This is a genomic window from Trinickia dabaoshanensis, assembly GCF_002879885.1.
Lineage (GTDB): Bacteria > Pseudomonadota > Gammaproteobacteria > Burkholderiales > Burkholderiaceae > Trinickia > Trinickia dabaoshanensis.
Map to the genome: position 1 here is coordinate 67,090 of NZ_PNYA01000033.1, position 16,112 is coordinate 83,201.

Here is a 16,112-nt window from a genome sequence, read left to right on the forward strand (position 1 = left end):
GGTCACTCACTGCAAAGTGGACAAGTAGGCCGAAAGCGCGGCAGCGTCGGACGCCGACAAGGCGATCGACGGCATGAGCGCATCGGGCTTGATGCGTTGCGCGTGCTCGATCCAGTCGAGCCGGTTTTGCGCCGTGTTCTCGAGCTGCGCGGCGACGATCGTGCGGCGCGAGGCGAGATGCGTAAGATCGGGCGCCTGCATGCCTACCGCCGATGTGCCGCGCACCGTGTGGCATCCCGCGCAGCGCTCGTCGAATACATGCTGGCCGGTTCTTGCCTCGGGGGTCGCGACCGGTTGCGCACCTTTGCGCTGAGCGTCGGCCCATGCCTCGTACTGCACTTTCGGCTGTGCGATCACCTCGAACGCCATATGCGCATGACCCGGTCCGCAAAACTGCGCGCACTGCCCGCGAAAAATGCCGGGGCGATCGGCCTGCATCCATTGCATGTTCGTCTGCCCGGGAATCATTTCCATCTTGCCGGTAAGCCGCGGCACCCAAAACGTATGAATGACGTCCGCGCTGCGAAGCTCGACGCGCACCGGCACCCCGACGGGAATGTGGATTTCGTTCGCGGTCACGAACTCGCGCGACGGATTCGCGGCGTCGATGTAATTCACCTTCCACCACCAGTCGTAGCCGGTCACGTCGATCGTAAGCGGCGGCTCGCTCGGCGGTGAAGCGACCGATTCGAGCGTCACCATCGCGTAGACGAGTGCGCCGAAAAGCCCCAACGTCGAGATGCCCGTGCCGATGACGATCCAATTGATGCCGCCCGAATCGGGCGGAAGCTTGTTCTCCTCGCCCGGCGCTAAAGGCGGGCGCCGCCGGCACAATGCGCCGGCCAGCAGCACGGCGATAACGATGACCACAAAGGAGACAAGACCGATCAAGGCCCAGCCGAGCGTATAGGTAGGCGCGGAAGCCGGTCCTGCCGCAGCGAACAGATATTGGAGGGGAGCCGTGCTCATCTCGGTTGAGGTCAGCGCGAATCGTCACGGGGTCTGCCGGTGCGCTCGACGAGCCCCGCGATTCCGCTCAGGCCGTCGCTTTCGCTCTCGCCCCCGGGGTTCGAAGTCTTGCCGTCTCCCTTCGCGCGTCCCGTCTTGCCCGCATCCGAAGGGGTGTCGTCGCTGCCGCCGTTGTCTTCGCTGCCCCCGCCTTCGCCCGGTCTATGTTGCGGCCGATCGGGGTCGATGCGAGTCGCGCCGCCGACGGCGGGCGGATCGCTTGCGGGAAACGTCTCGTCGACGCCGTGATCGATTCGCTGCTCTTCGTGGCTTTCGCCGCCTTGCGGCTTACCGCTCGCCTTCGACATGGTGTGACCTCCTGCGCGCTTGGAAACGAAGGCGGCGGCGCAATGCACATGCCCGTTCGGAACGCCGCGAATTCGCAAAGCATTGCAAACGGCATGTAAAAGTTCGCACCGCCGATGCAACCGGTTCCGGGTATTTCCCGCGGATGGTCCGCGCAATAGCCGCCCCGCTTATATCGTCCGGCTTTAAGAACCGATGGGCATAGGGTTTGCGCCCGGTCGGTCAACTTTGCGACGACCTTCTCCCATGCCAGACGCCGACGCCCCTTCGGATCGCAATGACGATGCCCACCGCACGCGCGATGACGAGCACGCTCAAGACCGCGATGAATCGAAAGAGAACCGTAATGACGATGACAGTCGAGACAATTCCGAGCGCAATAGCGACAAAGACGACGTCAATGGAAATAGCCGTAAAAAGCGCAGCAAGAAGCCGCTATTCATTCTTGCCGGTGTGGTCGTCGTACTGGCGATCGCCGCATTCGTCTGGTGGTTTTCGACGCGCAATCAAACGAGCACGGATGACGCTTACACCGACGGCAACTCGGTCATGATCGCGCCGAAGGTCGGGGGTTACGTCGTCGGCCTGCCGATCGACGACAACATGTATGTACATAAAGGAGACGTACTCGTCGAAATCGATCCGCGCGAATACCGTGCGCAGCTCGACCGGGCCCGCGCGCAATTGGGCTTGGCCGAAGCGCAAGTGAAGGCTGCGCAGGTTCAACTCGATATCGCGCGCGTGCACTATCCGGCGCAATACCGGCAAGCGCAGGCGCAAACGAGCGCGGCACGCGCCGAGTTGCGGCAGGCTCAAGCCGCATATAACCGGCAACACAGTGTGGATGCGCGGGCGACGTCCGCGCAAAACATCGATGCGGCCGACGCGAAAGCGGCATCGGCACGCGCGAACGTCACCGAAGCGCAAGCGCAATTGGCGAGCGCGAGCCTCGTCACGCAACAGATCAGACAAGCAGTCGCGGCGCTCGACGCGCGGCAGCAAGAAGTGAAGCAGGCGCAAGCACAGCTCGAGCAAGCACAACTGAATCTTTCGTGGTGCGTGGTGCGCGCACCCGCGGACGGATGGGTCACGCAGCGCAAAGTTCATATGGGTGCGTTCTTGCAGCCGGGCGAATCGCTATTCTCGCTGGTGACGCCCCAGGTATGGGTAACGGCCAACTTCAAGGAGACCGACCTGGCCCGCATGCATCCCGGCGACAAGGTCGAGATCGGCGTCGATGCTTACCCCGATCTGACGTTGCGGGGTCACGTCGACAGCGTGCAGAAAGGCAGCGGGTCGCGCTTCTCGGCGTTTCCCGCCGAGAACGCCACCGGCAATTTCGTGAAGATCGTACAACGCGTGCCGGTAAAGATCGTGATCGACAGAGGGTTGCCCAAAGGCCGCGCGCTGCCGCTCGGCATTTCGGTCGAGCCGACCGTCTATTTCCAATAACGCGGGAGCGCCGAGCGAGCCATGTCCAACGAAAACTGGCGCCCGTCCGCGAACCCGTGGGTCATCGCCGTCGTGGTCACGCTGGCCGCGTTCATGGAGGTGCTCGACACGACCATCGTGAACGTGGCGTTACCGCACATCGCCGGCACGATGTCGGCCAGTTACGACCAAGCAACGTGGACGCTAACGTCGTATCTCGTCGCCAACGGCATCGTGCTGCCGATCTCCGCGTTCTTTGCGCGCTGGCTCGGCCGCAAGCGGTACTTTCTGCTTTGCATCGCCGCGTTCACGGTGTGCTCGTTCTTGTGCGGCATTGCGTCCAATCTCGGCGAGCTCATCGTCTTTCGCATTCTTCAAGGATTTTTCGGCGGCGGTTTGCAACCGAATCAACAATCGATCATCCTCGATACGTTCGAGCCGGCGCAACGCTCGCGCGCATTTTCCATTTCGGCCGTGGCGATCGTCGTCGCGCCGGTGGTGGGACCCACCCTAGGCGGGTGGATCACCGATCATTTTTCCTGGCGATGGGTATTTCTGCTGAACGTCCCGATCGGCATCCTGACGACGATCGCCGTACAGCAACTCGTCGAAGATCCACCTTGGGAGCGCAAGCGGCGCGGCAAGCTGTCGATCGACTACGTCGGCATCGGCTTGCTTGCGATCGGCTTGGGCTGCTTGCAAGTCATGCTCGATCGCGGCGAGGACGAAGATTGGTTTTCCTCTCCGTTCATTCGCGTATTCGGGGCGCTCGCCGCGCTCGGCCTAGCGGGCGCGGCCGTGTGGCTCGTCTACGCCCGAAAACCGGTCGTTCACCTCACGCCGCTCAAGGACCGCAATTTCGCGCTGGGTTGCGTGGCGATCGCGTCGTTCGCGATGGTCTTGTACGGCAGCGCCGTGTTGATTCCGCAACTCGCCCAGCAACGGCTCGGCTACACCGCCACCCTCGCGGGACTCGTACTCTCCCCCGGTGCGCTGCTGATCACGTTGGAGATTCCCATCATCGGCAAAATCATGCCGTATATCGAAACCCGCTTTTTTATCGGCCTCGGCTTCGCCTTGCTGTCGGCCGCGCTCGCCTATGCCCACTGGCTGACGCCCGACATCGACTACAAGACCTTGACGTTGATGCGCAGCGCGCAATCGATCGCCATCGGGTTTTTGTTCGTGCCGACGACCGCCCTTGCGTATTTGAGCGTACCGAGGGAATTGAACAACGATGCATCGGCGCTGTTCACGATGTTCCGCAACGTGGCGGGCTCGATCGGCATCTCCGTTTCCACCGCGCTCGTGCGTGAGCGCACGCAAGCGCGCATGGCGCATCTTGCCGCGCACATGACGCCGCTCTCGCAAAACTTTACAGACGCTTTGAACGCGCGCGTCGCGGCCATCTCCTCGCTCATGGGAGAACCGCATCGCCAAGCGTTGAGGACGGCCAACGGCATGATGTACAAGACGTTCGTGTCCCAAGCGACGATACTCGCCTACATCGATGTGTTCGCCATGCTCGCGATACTCTGCGCGCTGTGCGTGCCGCTGATGTTCTTCTTCTCGCCGGTGAAAGCGGCCGGCGGCGCGGGAGGCCATTGATATGGATATGCGCCTTCCTGCGTTGCGCGCGCATCGCGCGCGGCGGCTCCCGGCACCGCGCGCGGTCGCATCCCTCTTCGTCGCGTGCGCGCTCAGCGCATGCACGGTCGGTCCGGATTTTCATGCGCCGGCCGCGCGGACACCGGAACAGTGGCACGCGATCGCATCGACACCATCCGGCGGCACCGCGGGTGCGACACATCGCGCATCGGCGCCGGACATCGTCGTCGATACCGATCCCGATCCGCGTTGGTGGCATACCTTCAACGACCCCACGCTCGATGCATTGATCGACGAGGCTCGCGCCGGCAACTTGGATCTTCAGCGCGCCGTGCTGCGCATCGTGGAGGCGAGAACGCAGATGCAATCGGCCGCCTCGCAGGGCCTGCCGAATCTACGCGCCAGTGCGAGCTATCAGCGCGAGCAACTCGGTCTGAAAGGCTTGTTGCAATCGAACGGCGTGTATAGACAAGCGGATGCGCTAGGCGCGCCGAACTCACCCGTCGACGCGATCTCCCCAGGCGCCGGCCCCGCTTTGCAGCAGCGCGCCAACGCGATACTCGGCCAACTGAGCTCGCCCATCAATCTATGGCAAGCCGGGTTCGACGCGTCGTGGGAACTCGATCTGTTCGGCCGCGTACGCCGCTCGGTGGAGGCCGCATCGGCCAACCTAGACGCCGCGCGCGAGAGCCGCAACGACGCGCTGCTCTCGCTCGAGGCCGAAGTTGCGCAAACGTATCTGCAATTGCGGGGCTCGCAAGCGGCGCGCGATATCGCCGAGCGCCAGGTGCGCGATGCGCGCGACGTGCTCGCGCTCACGAAAAGCCAAGCCGCGGTCGGGCTTGCCAGTACGCTCGACGTCAAGCAAGCGCAGGCCGAGCTTGCGCAGGCGCAAGCCCGCGTGACGCCGTTCGACGGACAGATCGCTCAGGCCGCGAACGGCCTCGCGCTGCTCGTCGGCGCACAACCCGGAGCACTCGATGCCGAACTGACCGCATCGGCCCCACTGCCGGCACTGCCGCCGCGCATCGCCGTCGGCCTGCCGTCCACGCTCGCGCGCCGCCGCCCCGACGTGCGCCGCGCCGAGGCCCAGCTTCACGCCGCCACGGCCGGGGTCGGCGTGGCCGTCGCACAGTTTTACCCCGACATCACCTTGACCGGGAAAATCGGCACGCGCGCATCGAACGCCTCGGATTTGGCACGCTGGTCGCATCTGTTCTACTCGTTCGGTCCGGCTGTTTCATTGCCGATTTTCGAAGGCGGCGCGCTCGTCGCCAATTTGCATCTCGCCGACGCTCGCCAAGCCGAAGCCGCACTCGCCTATCGCCGGACCGTATTGGTCGCCTTGCGCGACGTCGATAACGCGCTCGCCGTCTATCGGAGCGATCTATCGCATCGCGATGCGCTGTCGGCGACCGTCGACGCGCAACGCAGCGCCTACGATCTCGCCCGGGCCCGCTACGAAAAGGGTTTCGTCAGTTTCATCGACGTGCTCGACGCGCAGCGGCAGTTATCGCAAGCCCAGGCGCAATTCGTCCAGGCGCAAACCCAAGTCGAAACCGACGTCGTCGCGCTGTACAAGGCGCTGAGCGGAGGATGGGAAAGCGCGGCATAGCGCTTGCTGCCGTTTCGATCGCGGCCTGTGCGCACCATTTCGATCAACCCTACGATTTGCTTGCCGATGAATACCCCTCCCGCTCAACCGCGGCCCCCGGACGCCGCTCGCGCCGCAAACGCGCTGGACGCGGCCGCGATTACGGCCGTGCGCGCGGATGCGTACAAGATTCCAACCGATTCGCCCGAACAGGACGGCACGTTCGAATGGAAATCGACGACGCTCGTTCTCGTCGAGATCGATGCCGGCGGCCGCACGGGGCTCGGCTACACCTATACCGATGCGAGCGCCGCGAACCTGATTCGCGACACGCTCGCTCAGGTGCTGCTGCATGAGGACGCCACCCGCATCACCGCGCTATCGCAGCGCTTATGGCAACGCGTGCGCAATATCGGCCGATCCGGATTGTGCGCAACGGCCATCTCGGCGCTCGATTTCGCGCTGTGGGACCTCAATGCGCGGCGGCTCGACATACCGCTCGCGCACTTGCTCGGCGGGACGCTGCGCGAGCGGGTGCCGATCTACGGCAGCGGCGGCTTTACGAATTACGACGATGCGAAGCTGCGCGAGCAGCTCGGCCACTGGGTGCACGAGGACGGATGCACCGCGGTGAAGATGAAAGTCGGCAGACAGCCCGGACGCGATCCCGAGCGCGTGCGCGCGGCGCGCGAGGCGATCGGGGACGCGGCGCTGTTCGTCGACGCGAACGGCGCGCTGACGGTGAACGGCGCGCTCCAAAGCGCGGAGCGGTTCGCCGCGCACGGTGTGGTCTGGTTCGAAGAGCCCGTTTCGTCGGACGATCTAGCCGGGATGCGTCGTGTCCGCGACGGTACGCCCGCGACGATCGATATTGCCGCGGGCGAATACGCTTACACGCCCGACGATTTTCGCAGGATGCTCGAAACGGGTGCGGTCGACGTGCTGCAAGCCGACGCGACGCGCTGCGGCGGCGCCACGGGTTTCTTGCGGGCCGCGCAACTGTGCGACGCGTGGCATATCCCGCTGTCGGCCCACTGCGCCCCCGCGCTGCACCGCCACCTGAGCGCCGCGGCCCCGCGCTTGCGGCACATCGAATGGTTTCACGACCACGTGCGGATCGAATCGATGCTGTTCGACGGCGCACCGGCGCCCGAGCGCGGCACCATCCGCCCCGATCTTTCTCGCCCCGGATGCGGGCTCGAATTCAAGCGAGCCGATGCCCAATCGTTTGCATTGACCTAACGGAGAACGATGCCGATGAATCGCACGGCGACCGGAATCTTGGCAGCCCTCGGCGCCGCCGCCGGGGCGGCTGCCGCGGCGGCGGCATTCAAATCCGTCGCTTCGCGCGACGGCGGGCAACCGACGCGACTGTCCGGTGCGTTGGGACGATTGGCCGCGCATCCGGGCATCGATGCCCACGTTCGAGCCGCCCGCGCCTTCAATCACAGCTCGGCGCTGCTGGCGTGGTCGGCCCTCACCGACTCGGCGATCGAACACTATCGCGGCTCATTCGAGAACCGTGCGATGTACACCCCGCTCGTCGTCGGCGCGCTGTCGCTGGCAGCCGGCGTCCATGGCGGAGCCGATCGCCTCGGCGCGCGCCATCGCGCGCGCTACGCCATTTATCTCGCCGCCGCCGGCGTCGGCGTGGCCGGTACCGGCTTTCACCTTTATAACGTCACCAAGCGCCCGGGCCGATTCAGTTGGAACAACTTGTTCTACGGCGCCCCGCTCGGCGCCCCGGCCTCGTTACTGCTATCCGGTGCGCTCGGCGCCGTAGCGGAGATGCTGCGTGAGGAGCCCGCTCACGACCCGCGCCTGTTCGGCATGCCCGCGGGGAAGGCGCTCGCTTTGCTCTGCACCGCGGGCTTGATAGGCACCGTCGGCGAGGTGGCGCTGCTGCATTTTCGCGGAGCGTTTCAACATCGAGCGATGTATGTTCCCGTCACCGTGCCGCCGATCGCCGCCGCGCTGCTCGCGCGCGCGGCCTTGGCCCCGCCTAGGCCGAACTGGTGGACGCGTGTTTGGCTGCGGGCCACGGCCCTGCTCGGTGCGATCGGCGTCGGCTTTCATATCCGCGGCGTGGCACGTCAGCAAGGCGGCTGGCGCAACTGGTCTCAGAACGTCCTGAACGGCCCGCCCATCCCCGCGCCGCCGAGCTTTACCGCCCTTGCGGCGGCCGGCCTCGCGGCCTTGCGTCTAAGAGATACCGAATGAACAAGCCATTTCAATCGCGCTATCCGGGCTACGACGTCCTACGCAAGCGCGACACGCCGTCGTGGGACGACGCGACGCGGGCGGTGATCGATGCGCGCTTGAACCAGCGCAATACGCCCCGGTTCTGCAACGACGCGCAGTGGCGCGCGTTATGCGCCCTTTGCGCCGTGATCGTGCCGCGCTCGCGCCGAGCGCCCGTGGAACCGCCGGGAGATGCCCGCTCGAGCGGCCGGCGCTGGGGCGAACCGGCGGTGCCCGTCGCGGCTTACATCGACGGCAAATTGGCCGCCGATCAGCGCGACGGTTACCGCAATGCCCGCTTGCCGGTCCTACGCGACGCCTGGCGCATCGGGCTCGCCGCGCTCGATATCGAGAGCCGCCGCGCCTACGGCACGGCCTTCGCCGATCTCGACGAGGCCAATCAACGCGCGCTCGTGACACGAATGCAGCGCGGCGAACTCGACGACCCTGCATGGGAAGGCATGCCCTGCAAGCTGTTTTTCAGCTTGCGCGTATTGCACGACATCGGCGCCGCTTATTACTCGCACCCGCAATCGTGGAACGAGATCGGCTTTGGCGGCCCTGCCAATCCACGCGGCTATGTGCGCATGCAGCCGAATCGCCGCGACCCGTGGGAACCGGCCGAAGCCAAACCGGGGCAAGAGGCCCAGACCGAGGAGGAGAACCGCCGTGCTCGATGACGCTTTGCATACGCCGCGAGGAAAGAACGGACGCGCGCCCGATGTCTTCACGATCGGGGGCTGGACGCCGATGCGCGAGTATGCACAAGACGATGCCGTCGACTTCGCGATCGTCGGCACGGGCGCCGGCGGCGGGACGCTGGCATGCCGTCTCGCGGAACATGGGTTTCGCGTGGTGGCGCTCGACGCGGGCGCATGGTGGCGCCCACTCGAAGAATTCGCGTCGGACGAAGCGCATCAATCCAAGCTGTACTGGACCGACGAGCGCATCTGCGCAGGTGAAAACCCGCTCAAGCTCGGCAGCAACAACAGCGGCAAGGCCGTCGGCGGCAGCACCGTGCATTTCGCCATGGTGTCGCTGCGTTTCCGCCCCGAGTGGTTCAAATCACGCACCGCGTTGGGGTACGGCGTCGATTGGCCGATCGATTGGCGTGAGATGTGGCGGTACTACACCTACGTCGAAGATGCGCTGAAAATATCAGGTCCCGTGAACTATCCATGGGGCCCGCACCGTCCCCGCTATCCGTATCGTTCTCACGAACTGAACGCGGCCGCGCTGGTGCTCGCGCGCGGCTGCGACGCGCTCGGCATTCGCTGGGCGCCCACACCGCTCGCGACGCTGTCGGCGCCACGCGAGCAGGCGCACCCTTGCGTCTATCGCGGGTTTTGCGTAACCGGCTGCGCGACGAACGCGAAGCAAAGCGCACTCGTCACGTGGATTCCCCGCGCGGTGCGGGCGGGCGCGGAGATCCGCGATCTGTCGATGGCCGGTCGCATCGTCCTAGATGCGAACGATCGCGTGCATGGGGTCGAGTACTTTCGCGAAGGGCGGTGGCAGTTTCAGCGCGCGCGCAACGTCGTCGTCGCGGGCTATGCGATCGAGACGCCGAGATTGCTGCTCATGTCGGCGACGCCCCGCTTTCCCGAGGGACTGGCCAATCGCTCGGGGCTCGTCGGCAAGAATCTGATGGTGCAGACCAATCAAGCGGTGTGGGGGCTGATGGACGAAGAAATTCGGTGGTACAAGGGCCCGCCGTCGCTAGCGTTGACGGAGCATTGGAATTACACCGACGAAGGCAAGGACTTTTTCGGCGGGTACTGCTACATGAGCCAAGGGCCGCTGCCCAATGCGTGGGCCGCGGCGCAGACGGGACGAGGGCTGTGGGGCGACGCCTTGCACGATGAGATGGATAAATACAATCATCAAGCCGGGCTGAAGATCGTAGGCGAGACGCTGCCGCAGGAGATGAACCGCGTCACGCTCGCCGACGAAAAGGACCAATACGGATTGCCCGTCGCGCGCGTCACCTACTCGCTGTGCGACAACGATCGCCGGCTGGTCGAACACGCGCTCGATCACATGAGCACGGTACTCGAAGCGGCGGGCGGCAAGGAAATCTGGCGTCAGGAAGACGACACCGCGCATCTGGGCGGCACCGCACGCATGGGAGACGATCCGCGCACGAGCGTCGTCGATGCCGATTGCCGCAGTTGGGATATTCCGAATCTTTGGGTGTGCGACGGCTCGGTTTTTCCGACGGTGGGAGGGGCCAATCCCTCGCTGACGATCCAGGCCATCGCATGCCGCACTGCCGACCGCATTGCGGCGCTGCGCGCTCGCGGAGAGCTCTAAGCTCACCTGCTCGTCCCCCCGCCGAGCCGCTCGATTCGGGAACTATTTCGGCCGTGCGCGTACGTATCGTTAGCGCGCGGCTCCGGGGCTTTCTCGCGCCGCACAGTTTCAACGAAAAAAAAGCGGGGAAATATAGATGAAGTGGTTCGACCTCAACGCATTCATGGGGATATCGGCCATAGAGTGGTTCTACGCGGCCGCTGCGGCGCTCGTCACCTACCTCTTGCTCAGTTGGATTTTGCGGATAGCCGTGGTGCGGCTGGCCGCACTCGCGGAAAGAACGGCCACGCAGTTCGACGACCTCGTGGTGTTGCTCCTCAAAGGCACCAATCGGCTGACGCTCGTGGCCGCCGCGCTGCTCACCGGCACCAACTTCCTGACGATCCCGGACAAGTGGAGCAACAGGCTGGACCATTTGTGGTTCTTGGTCGTCGGCTTTCAAATCGCCTCTTGGCTCAATCGCGCGGTCACGTTATGGGCGCAGCGGCGATTGAGCGAACAAGGCGTCGCGACGCACAATCCGGTCATCACGACCATGGGGGCCTGGATTACGCGAACGCTGCTCTGGACCATCCTGGTCCTCGCGGTGCTTGCCAATATGGGGGTCGACATCACGGCGTTCGTCGCGAGTTTGGGCGTAGGCGGCGTCGCGGTCGCACTGGCGGTGCAGAACATTCTCGGCGATGTGTTGGCATCGCTTGCCATCGGCCTCGACAAGCCGTTCGAAATAGGCGACTTCATCGTCTTCAACGACATCGCGGGCAGTATCGAGCATATCGGGCTCAAGACCACGCGCATCCGTAGCCTCAGCGGCGAAGAGATCGTCTGCGGCAACACCGCCTTGCTCAAGAACACCATTCACAATTACAAGCGCATGAGGGAGCGCCGCATCGTGTTCGGATTCGGCGTCACCTACGACGCCACGGTCGAGCAATTGAAGGCGGTGCCTGCGCTCGTCAAGCAGGCCGTCGAGGTGGCGGGCAACACGCGATTCGATCGCGCCCATTTCAAGGCCTTCGGCGCGAGCTCTCTCGATTTCGAGGTCGTCTACTACGTGACCGATCCCGACTACAACCTCTACATGGACGTCCAGCAACGCATCAATCTCGAAGTCATGGACGGTCTGTACCGCATCGGCCTCGGTTTTGCTTTCCCGACTCGAACGGTTCACCTGGCGCCCGGCGCCGCCATCGAACAGCTCGCAAGAGGACGGCTAAACGGCGCGAACGGCAGCGAGCGGGTGACGGCCGGCAATGGACATCTCGAGGCGCATTAGCCGCATCGCCGGCTCGGCTCGGCGTCGAGCGCCGGAAAACCGCGTCCATACGGAGCGCCTGCCGATCTCGAGGTCATCGTGTCGGGCGAATCGCTGTTCAACGACGGCGTGGGGATCACGTTCTTCCTGCTCGTGTTGCGCGCGGCGACGCGAGGCGCGTGGCCGTCCGCCGAACGCCGTTGACGGCCGGATTATGGCGGCTGTTGACCTGGGGCGGGCTGCGAGGGGGAATATCGGTGGCCCTGGCACTGTCCTTGCCGCGTAGCGAAGAGCAGCAAGTGATCGTCGCCATGACGTACTGCGTCGTGATTTTCTCGGTGCTCGTGCAAGGGGCGACGGTGGGATACGTGACGCGCCGCTTGCCGGACGTATCGACGGATTGTCAGGAGGAGTGAACCATGCGCAAGGTTGTCGTCATAACAGGAGCGGGGGCGGGCGTCGGCCGCGCATGCGCCGATGAATTTGCCCGGCACGGCTACGACGTCGCCCTACTCTCGCGCGACCCCGATCGCTTGCAACGCGCGGCGGGCGAGATCCACGGCGCGTACGACGTGCGAACTTTGCCTGTGCCGACCGATGTCGCCGATGCAGGGGCGGTCGAAGCCGCCGCGACAGAGGTCGAAAACGCGCTGGGACCGATCGACGTCTGGGTGAATGTCGCGATGGCGACGGCGTTCGCCCCTGTCTCCGCACTCACCGCCGAAGAGATCGAGCGCGGCACGAAGGTCACCTACCTCGGGCAGGTGCACGGAATGATGTCAGCGCTCTCGCGCATGCGAACCCGCAATCGTGGAACGATCGTCAATGTCGGGTCGGCCTTGGGTTACCGTTCCGTGCCGCTGCAATCGATCTATTGCGGCGCGAAGTTCGCGATTCGCGGCTTCACCGATTCCTTACGCTCGGAGATCATTCACGATGGTCTCGACATCCATTTGACGATGGTCGACCTGCCCGCGGTCAACACGCCGCAGTTCGATTGGGCGGTCAATAAAACGGGCAAGCGGGCGCGTCCCGTCGCTCCCATCTTCCAGCCCGAGGTTGCGGCGCGCGCCATTTATTTTGCCGCGACGCATCGCCGCCGCGAAATTTGGGTCGGTTTCTCCACCGTGAAGGCGATCCTCGCCAACCGTGTCGCGCCCGGATTGATCGACCGCTATCTGGCACGGGCCGGCTATAGCGGGCAACTGACGGACGAGCCGGCCTGCCCGGACGCGCCCAAAAACCTATTCGAGCCCGTGCCCGGCGACTTCGAAGCCCACGGTCGATTCGATGGGGAGGCGCGCCAACGATGCTGGGAGATGTTTACCGACCGGCATCGGACGCTGTTTTGGGCGATGGCCGGAATCGGCGCGCTGGGCGTCGTCAAGTCCTTGCTGCAAAACCGCCGTTAGCCGCCATGAGTAGACGAGTCGAGGACTACGCGCTGCTCGGCAACGGCAAAACGGCAGCGTTACTCGATTGCCACGGATCGATCGATTGGCTTTGCTGGCCGCGATTCGACGCCGACGCATGCTTCGCCGCGCTGCTCGGCACCACGGAGAACGGTTGCTGGTCGCTCGCCCCGGTCGAGTCCAACGCACGGGGCGAGCGGCGGTACCAGGCCGACACGCTCGTCATGGAGACGGACTTCGAAACGGCGGGCGGCGCGGCACGCGTCGTCGACTTCATGCCGATCGGCGACTCGCACAATGCGATCGTACGCATCGTCGTGGGATTGCGCGGCCGGGTGCGAATGCGATCCACCGTGCGTCTACGCTTCGATTACGGGAAGTTGCCGCCATGGACGACGCTGACGGACGGGGTTGCGCAGGCCCGCGTCGGATCCGATCGCGTCGTGCTGCGCGCCGATACCTCGCTCTCGTTGGCGGCGAACTGCGTCGATGCGGAGTTTACCGTCGATGAGGGCGAGCGATGCTCGTTCGTGATGGCGTACGCCCCCTCTTCCGAGCCCATGCCTGAGCCGCTCGACGCCGACGCGGCACTGCTTGCCGCACAGCGGCACTGGCGCGACTGGATCGGGCGATTCGACGACGGCAAGACGGACTGGCCGGACGTGGTCAGGCGCTCCTTGCTCACGCTCAAAGCGCTGATCCATTGGGACACCGGCGCGATGGTCGCGGCGCCCACGACCTCCATACCGGAAGCGCCCGGCGGTTCGTTGAATTGGGATTATCGCTACTGTTGGTTGCGCGATAGCTGCTTTGCGCTGGTCGCACTGTTGAATGCCGGCTTTCACGACGAAGCGCGCGCGTTGCGCGATTGGTTGCTGTGTTCGATTGCCGATTCCCCCGAGCACATACGCATCATGTATCGCGTCGACGGCGGCCGGCGCTTGAACGAATGGACCGTCGATTGGCTACAGGGCTTCCGATACGCGACACCGGTCAGGGTAGGCAACGCGGCAGCGGACCAAAAGCAGGTCGACGTACTGGGCGAAGTCATCGACTGCCTCGACGTTGCACGGCGTGGCGGGCTGCCTTCCACGGCCCACGACGCGTTCATCGAAACGCGCATCGTCGAGCACCTGGAACAGGTTTGGGACACGCCGGGTTCCGGTATTTGGGAATCTCGCTCGAAGCTTCGGCATTACACCTATTCGCGGGTCATGACCTGGGTCGCCCTGGATCGCTTCATCGGCTCACAGTCCCGTGGCGGCATGCCCTCGCCCCTGCTCGCCCGCCTCGCGTCGCTGAAGCAGACCGTTCACGACGAGGTTTGCCGCAACGGGTGGAGCGACGGCATCGGCGCATTCACGCGGTATTACGGCGGAGCGGATCTGGACGGAAGCCTGTTGTTGATACCGCTCGTAGGCTTTTTACCGGCGGACGATCCGCGTATGGTCGCCACCATCGAAAAAATTCGACGCGAGCTGACCGAAGACGGACTCGTTCGCCGGCACGCACGCAAACCGAGCGGCCCGAGCGAGGGCGCTTTTTTGGCGTGCTCGTGCTGGATGGCGGACTGCTTGCAGATGCAGGGTCGCACCGCCGAGGCGCGCGAACAATTCGAGCGCGTGCTCGCGGTGGCAAACGACCTCGGCCTTTTCTCGGAGCAGTACGACACCGAGCGAAAAGAACTCGCCGGCAACTTCCCGCAAGCGCTGACGCATCTTGCCGTCATCAACACCGCCCTGAGTCTGTGCGGGCCGACCCTCCAACGCGGCGGAGGGTAAGCTCGATGGCTTGCTGCGGCCGTCTCACGTCCCTTCCGGCACGTTCTTTGCGTGATCGAGCGTAGGTCACGTTCAATCATTCGGAGGTCAGCGATGGCAGAGAACGCGCAGAACAATCCGACGCAAGCACAGCAGAACGAAATCGCGGCGAAGAGCCCGGCCAAGACGCCGGCCGCGGGCGATATGCCCGATGCAAAGACGCAGGGTAAGGAATTCGGCAAAACGAAGCGCGCGACGTTGGCCGAAGCGGTCGCCGCGAAGGATCCCGCACCGCTGCCGGCGATCGAACACGGAATGAAGGATGCGGATAGCCCGGACCCCGTGGCACGCGCCAATGCGCGCACGGTATCGGTCGATAACGCCGGCATGGCTGCATCGGACGATACGGTGGATACGGACGGCAAGGGTCTAGAAGCACGACGCGACGCGTCGATGTGGCGAGACAACGTGATCAACTCGAATGCGACGCTCGAGAACAACGTGCCGGTGCCGCCGGAGGGGCTCGTCGATCTGGACAGTCGCGTCGGCGGCAACCTGCCGATCGTCGCGACGCGAGACGGGTGGCGGGTGGCTTATCACGGAACGGTGGATATCGCCGAGCGTAATGGGACGCGCGCCGAACAAGTGTTCACGCTGGAGCGCATCGGCAACGGGTACTCGCACGGGTGATATGGCCGTGGGGCCCAGGGGCTCGGCCCCGCCACCGATTCTCAAGCGGCGGCGAGCAGATCGAACTCGATATGAATCTTCTCGTACGGTACGTGCAGCTTGCCGCTCTCGGTGCGTTCGACAAGCCCCCATTCGAGCAACACCGCCGCATCCTCATGCACCCGTTTGACGTCGCGCCCGAGACTTCGAGCGAGACCGCGTAAGCTGATCTCGCCGAGGGCTTGCAGCCGCTCGAGCAGTTCCCAGCGCTTCGGTGTCAATACCGCAAACAGTGCTTTCGGAGATTCGAAATCGAACGTATCGGTATCGGATTTCCCGTGCCGCCAGGCCTCGATGAACTGCTCGCCCATCTCCGATAGCGCGGTGGCCGTATTGCGGCGAATACGGATAATGGCAAATTTCATGGGGACCTCCTACGGTGGTTCGATCTTGCCTTCACGTTGGCGACTATGCCAACAATGGCGGCCGTTGTCGACGCTGACACCACCCCCACC

General features: G+C 64.5%; 15 protein-coding genes. 12 read left to right on the forward strand and 3 right to left on the reverse strand.

Features of this window, described 5'->3' with window-relative positions; translation table 11 throughout:
* Window positions 1-6: 6 nt before the first annotated feature.
* Window positions 7-969: a cytochrome c oxidase subunit II gene (coxB, locus tag C0Z18_RS27905; protein ID WP_102648676.1), complete on the reverse strand. Its 963-nt coding sequence runs from the start codon at window positions 967-969 to the stop codon at window positions 7-9.
* Between the two features lie 11 nt (window positions 970-980).
* Window positions 981-1,316 (reverse strand): hypothetical protein, encoded by a 336-nt coding sequence (locus C0Z18_RS27910; protein ID WP_102648677.1) that lies wholly within the window; start codon window positions 1,314-1,316, stop codon window positions 981-983.
* Between the two features lie 244 nt (window positions 1,317-1,560).
* Between C0Z18_RS27910 and C0Z18_RS27915 the strand changes: the two genes are divergently transcribed.
* The 12 genes from C0Z18_RS27915 to C0Z18_RS27970 all read left to right on the forward strand — a co-directional run bounded on the left by C0Z18_RS27915 (window position 1,561) and on the right by C0Z18_RS27970 (window position 15,618).
* The gene (locus tag C0Z18_RS27915) at window positions 1,561-2,766 is read left to right on the forward strand and encodes an HlyD family secretion protein (RefSeq protein ID WP_102648678.1); all 1,206 of its coding nucleotides are present in this window, start codon (window positions 1,561-1,563) and stop codon (window positions 2,764-2,766) included.
* 21 nt (window positions 2,767-2,787) lie between these two features.
* Window positions 2,788-4,353: a DHA2 family efflux MFS transporter permease subunit gene (locus C0Z18_RS27920; RefSeq protein WP_102648679.1), complete on the forward strand. Its 1,566-nt coding sequence runs from the start codon at window positions 2,788-2,790 to the stop codon at window positions 4,351-4,353.
* Window positions 4,354-4,360: 7 nt separating this feature from the next.
* Window positions 4,361-5,968, forward strand: a complete 1,608-nt coding sequence (locus C0Z18_RS27925) for an efflux transporter outer membrane subunit (RefSeq protein ID WP_102648692.1) — start codon at window positions 4,361-4,363, stop codon at window positions 5,966-5,968.
* A gap of 66 nt (window positions 5,969-6,034) precedes the next feature.
* Window positions 6,035-7,189 (forward strand): enolase C-terminal domain-like protein, encoded by a 1,155-nt coding sequence (locus C0Z18_RS27930; RefSeq protein WP_102648693.1) that lies wholly within the window; start codon window positions 6,035-6,037, stop codon window positions 7,187-7,189.
* Window positions 7,190-7,204: 15 nt separating this feature from the next.
* Window positions 7,205-8,167 (forward strand): hypothetical protein, encoded by a 963-nt coding sequence (locus C0Z18_RS27935; protein ID WP_102648694.1) that lies wholly within the window; start codon window positions 7,205-7,207, stop codon window positions 8,165-8,167.
* Complete coding sequence (locus C0Z18_RS27940) at window positions 8,164-8,868, forward strand: gluconate 2-dehydrogenase subunit 3 family protein (protein WP_102648680.1); 705 nt, start codon at window positions 8,164-8,166, stop codon at window positions 8,866-8,868. The genes C0Z18_RS27935 and C0Z18_RS27940 overlap by 4 nt, the downstream gene beginning before the upstream one ends.
* Complete coding sequence (locus tag C0Z18_RS27945) at window positions 8,858-10,501, forward strand: GMC family oxidoreductase (protein WP_102648681.1); 1,644 nt, start codon at window positions 8,858-8,860, stop codon at window positions 10,499-10,501. Before C0Z18_RS27940 ends, C0Z18_RS27945 begins: the two co-directional genes overlap by 11 nt.
* A gap of 136 nt (window positions 10,502-10,637) precedes the next feature.
* Window positions 10,638-11,777, forward strand: coding sequence for a mechanosensitive ion channel family protein (locus C0Z18_RS27950; RefSeq protein WP_102648682.1), 1,140 nt, complete (start codon window positions 10,638-10,640; stop codon window positions 11,775-11,777).
* A 158-nt stretch (window positions 11,778-11,935) separates the two neighbouring features.
* Window positions 11,936-12,172, forward strand: a complete 237-nt coding sequence (locus C0Z18_RS27955; RefSeq protein ID WP_199189568.1) for a cation:proton antiporter domain-containing protein — start codon at window positions 11,936-11,938, stop codon at window positions 12,170-12,172.
* A 3-nt stretch (window positions 12,173-12,175) separates the two neighbouring features.
* Window positions 12,176-13,168 (forward strand): SDR family oxidoreductase, encoded by a 993-nt coding sequence (locus C0Z18_RS27960; RefSeq protein WP_102648683.1) that lies wholly within the window; start codon window positions 12,176-12,178, stop codon window positions 13,166-13,168.
* A gap of 5 nt (window positions 13,169-13,173) precedes the next feature.
* On the forward strand, window positions 13,174-14,949 hold the full coding sequence (locus C0Z18_RS27965) for a glycoside hydrolase family 15 protein (protein WP_102648684.1): 1,776 nt from the start codon (window positions 13,174-13,176) through the stop codon (window positions 14,947-14,949).
* Between the two features lie 93 nt (window positions 14,950-15,042).
* A complete protein-coding gene (locus C0Z18_RS27970; RefSeq protein WP_102648685.1) occupies window positions 15,043-15,618 on the forward strand; it encodes a DUF3005 domain-containing protein in 576 nt (191 codons plus the stop codon).
* 41 nt (window positions 15,619-15,659) lie between these two features.
* Here the strand turns inward: C0Z18_RS27970 and C0Z18_RS27975 are convergent, their stop codons facing one another.
* Window positions 15,660-16,022: an HVO_A0114 family putative DNA-binding protein gene (locus tag C0Z18_RS27975; RefSeq protein WP_233217526.1), complete on the reverse strand. Its 363-nt coding sequence runs from the start codon at window positions 16,020-16,022 to the stop codon at window positions 15,660-15,662.
* Window positions 16,023-16,112 lie beyond the last annotated feature (90 nt).

What these genes read in the sequence shown, in the direction of transcription:
- C0Z18_RS27910 (WP_102648677.1), bottom strand. Translation starts at nt 1,316, where the DNA reads ATGTCGAAGGCGAGCGGTAAGCCGCAAGGCGGCGAAAGCCACGAAGAG.
- C0Z18_RS27960 (WP_102648683.1), top strand. Translation starts at nt 12,176, where the DNA reads ATGCGCAAGGTTGTCGTCATAACAGGAGCGGGGGCGGGCGTCGGCCGC.
- C0Z18_RS27940 (WP_102648680.1), top strand. Translation starts at nt 8,164, where the DNA reads ATGAACAAGCCATTTCAATCGCGCTATCCGGGCTACGACGTCCTACGC.
- C0Z18_RS27970 (WP_102648685.1), top strand. Translation starts at nt 15,043, where the DNA reads ATGGCAGAGAACGCGCAGAACAATCCGACGCAAGCACAGCAGAACGAA.
- C0Z18_RS27930 (WP_102648693.1), top strand. Translation starts at nt 6,035, where the DNA reads ATGAATACCCCTCCCGCTCAACCGCGGCCCCCGGACGCCGCTCGCGCC.
- C0Z18_RS27915 (WP_102648678.1), top strand. Translation starts at nt 1,561, where the DNA reads ATGCCAGACGCCGACGCCCCTTCGGATCGCAATGACGATGCCCACCGC.
- C0Z18_RS27925 (WP_102648692.1), top strand. Translation starts at nt 4,361, where the DNA reads ATGCGCCTTCCTGCGTTGCGCGCGCATCGCGCGCGGCGGCTCCCGGCA.
- coxB (WP_102648676.1), bottom strand. Translation starts at nt 969, where the DNA reads ATGAGCACGGCTCCCCTCCAATATCTGTTCGCTGCGGCAGGACCGGCT.
- C0Z18_RS27950 (WP_102648682.1), top strand. Translation starts at nt 10,638, where the DNA reads ATGAAGTGGTTCGACCTCAACGCATTCATGGGGATATCGGCCATAGAG.
- C0Z18_RS27920 (WP_102648679.1), top strand. Translation starts at nt 2,788, where the DNA reads ATGTCCAACGAAAACTGGCGCCCGTCCGCGAACCCGTGGGTCATCGCC.
- C0Z18_RS27975 (WP_233217526.1), bottom strand. Translation starts at nt 16,022, where the DNA reads ATGAAATTTGCCATTATCCGTATTCGCCGCAATACGGCCACCGCGCTA.
- C0Z18_RS27935 (WP_102648694.1), top strand. Translation starts at nt 7,205, where the DNA reads ATGAATCGCACGGCGACCGGAATCTTGGCAGCCCTCGGCGCCGCCGCC.
- C0Z18_RS27965 (WP_102648684.1), top strand. Translation starts at nt 13,174, where the DNA reads ATGAGTAGACGAGTCGAGGACTACGCGCTGCTCGGCAACGGCAAAACG.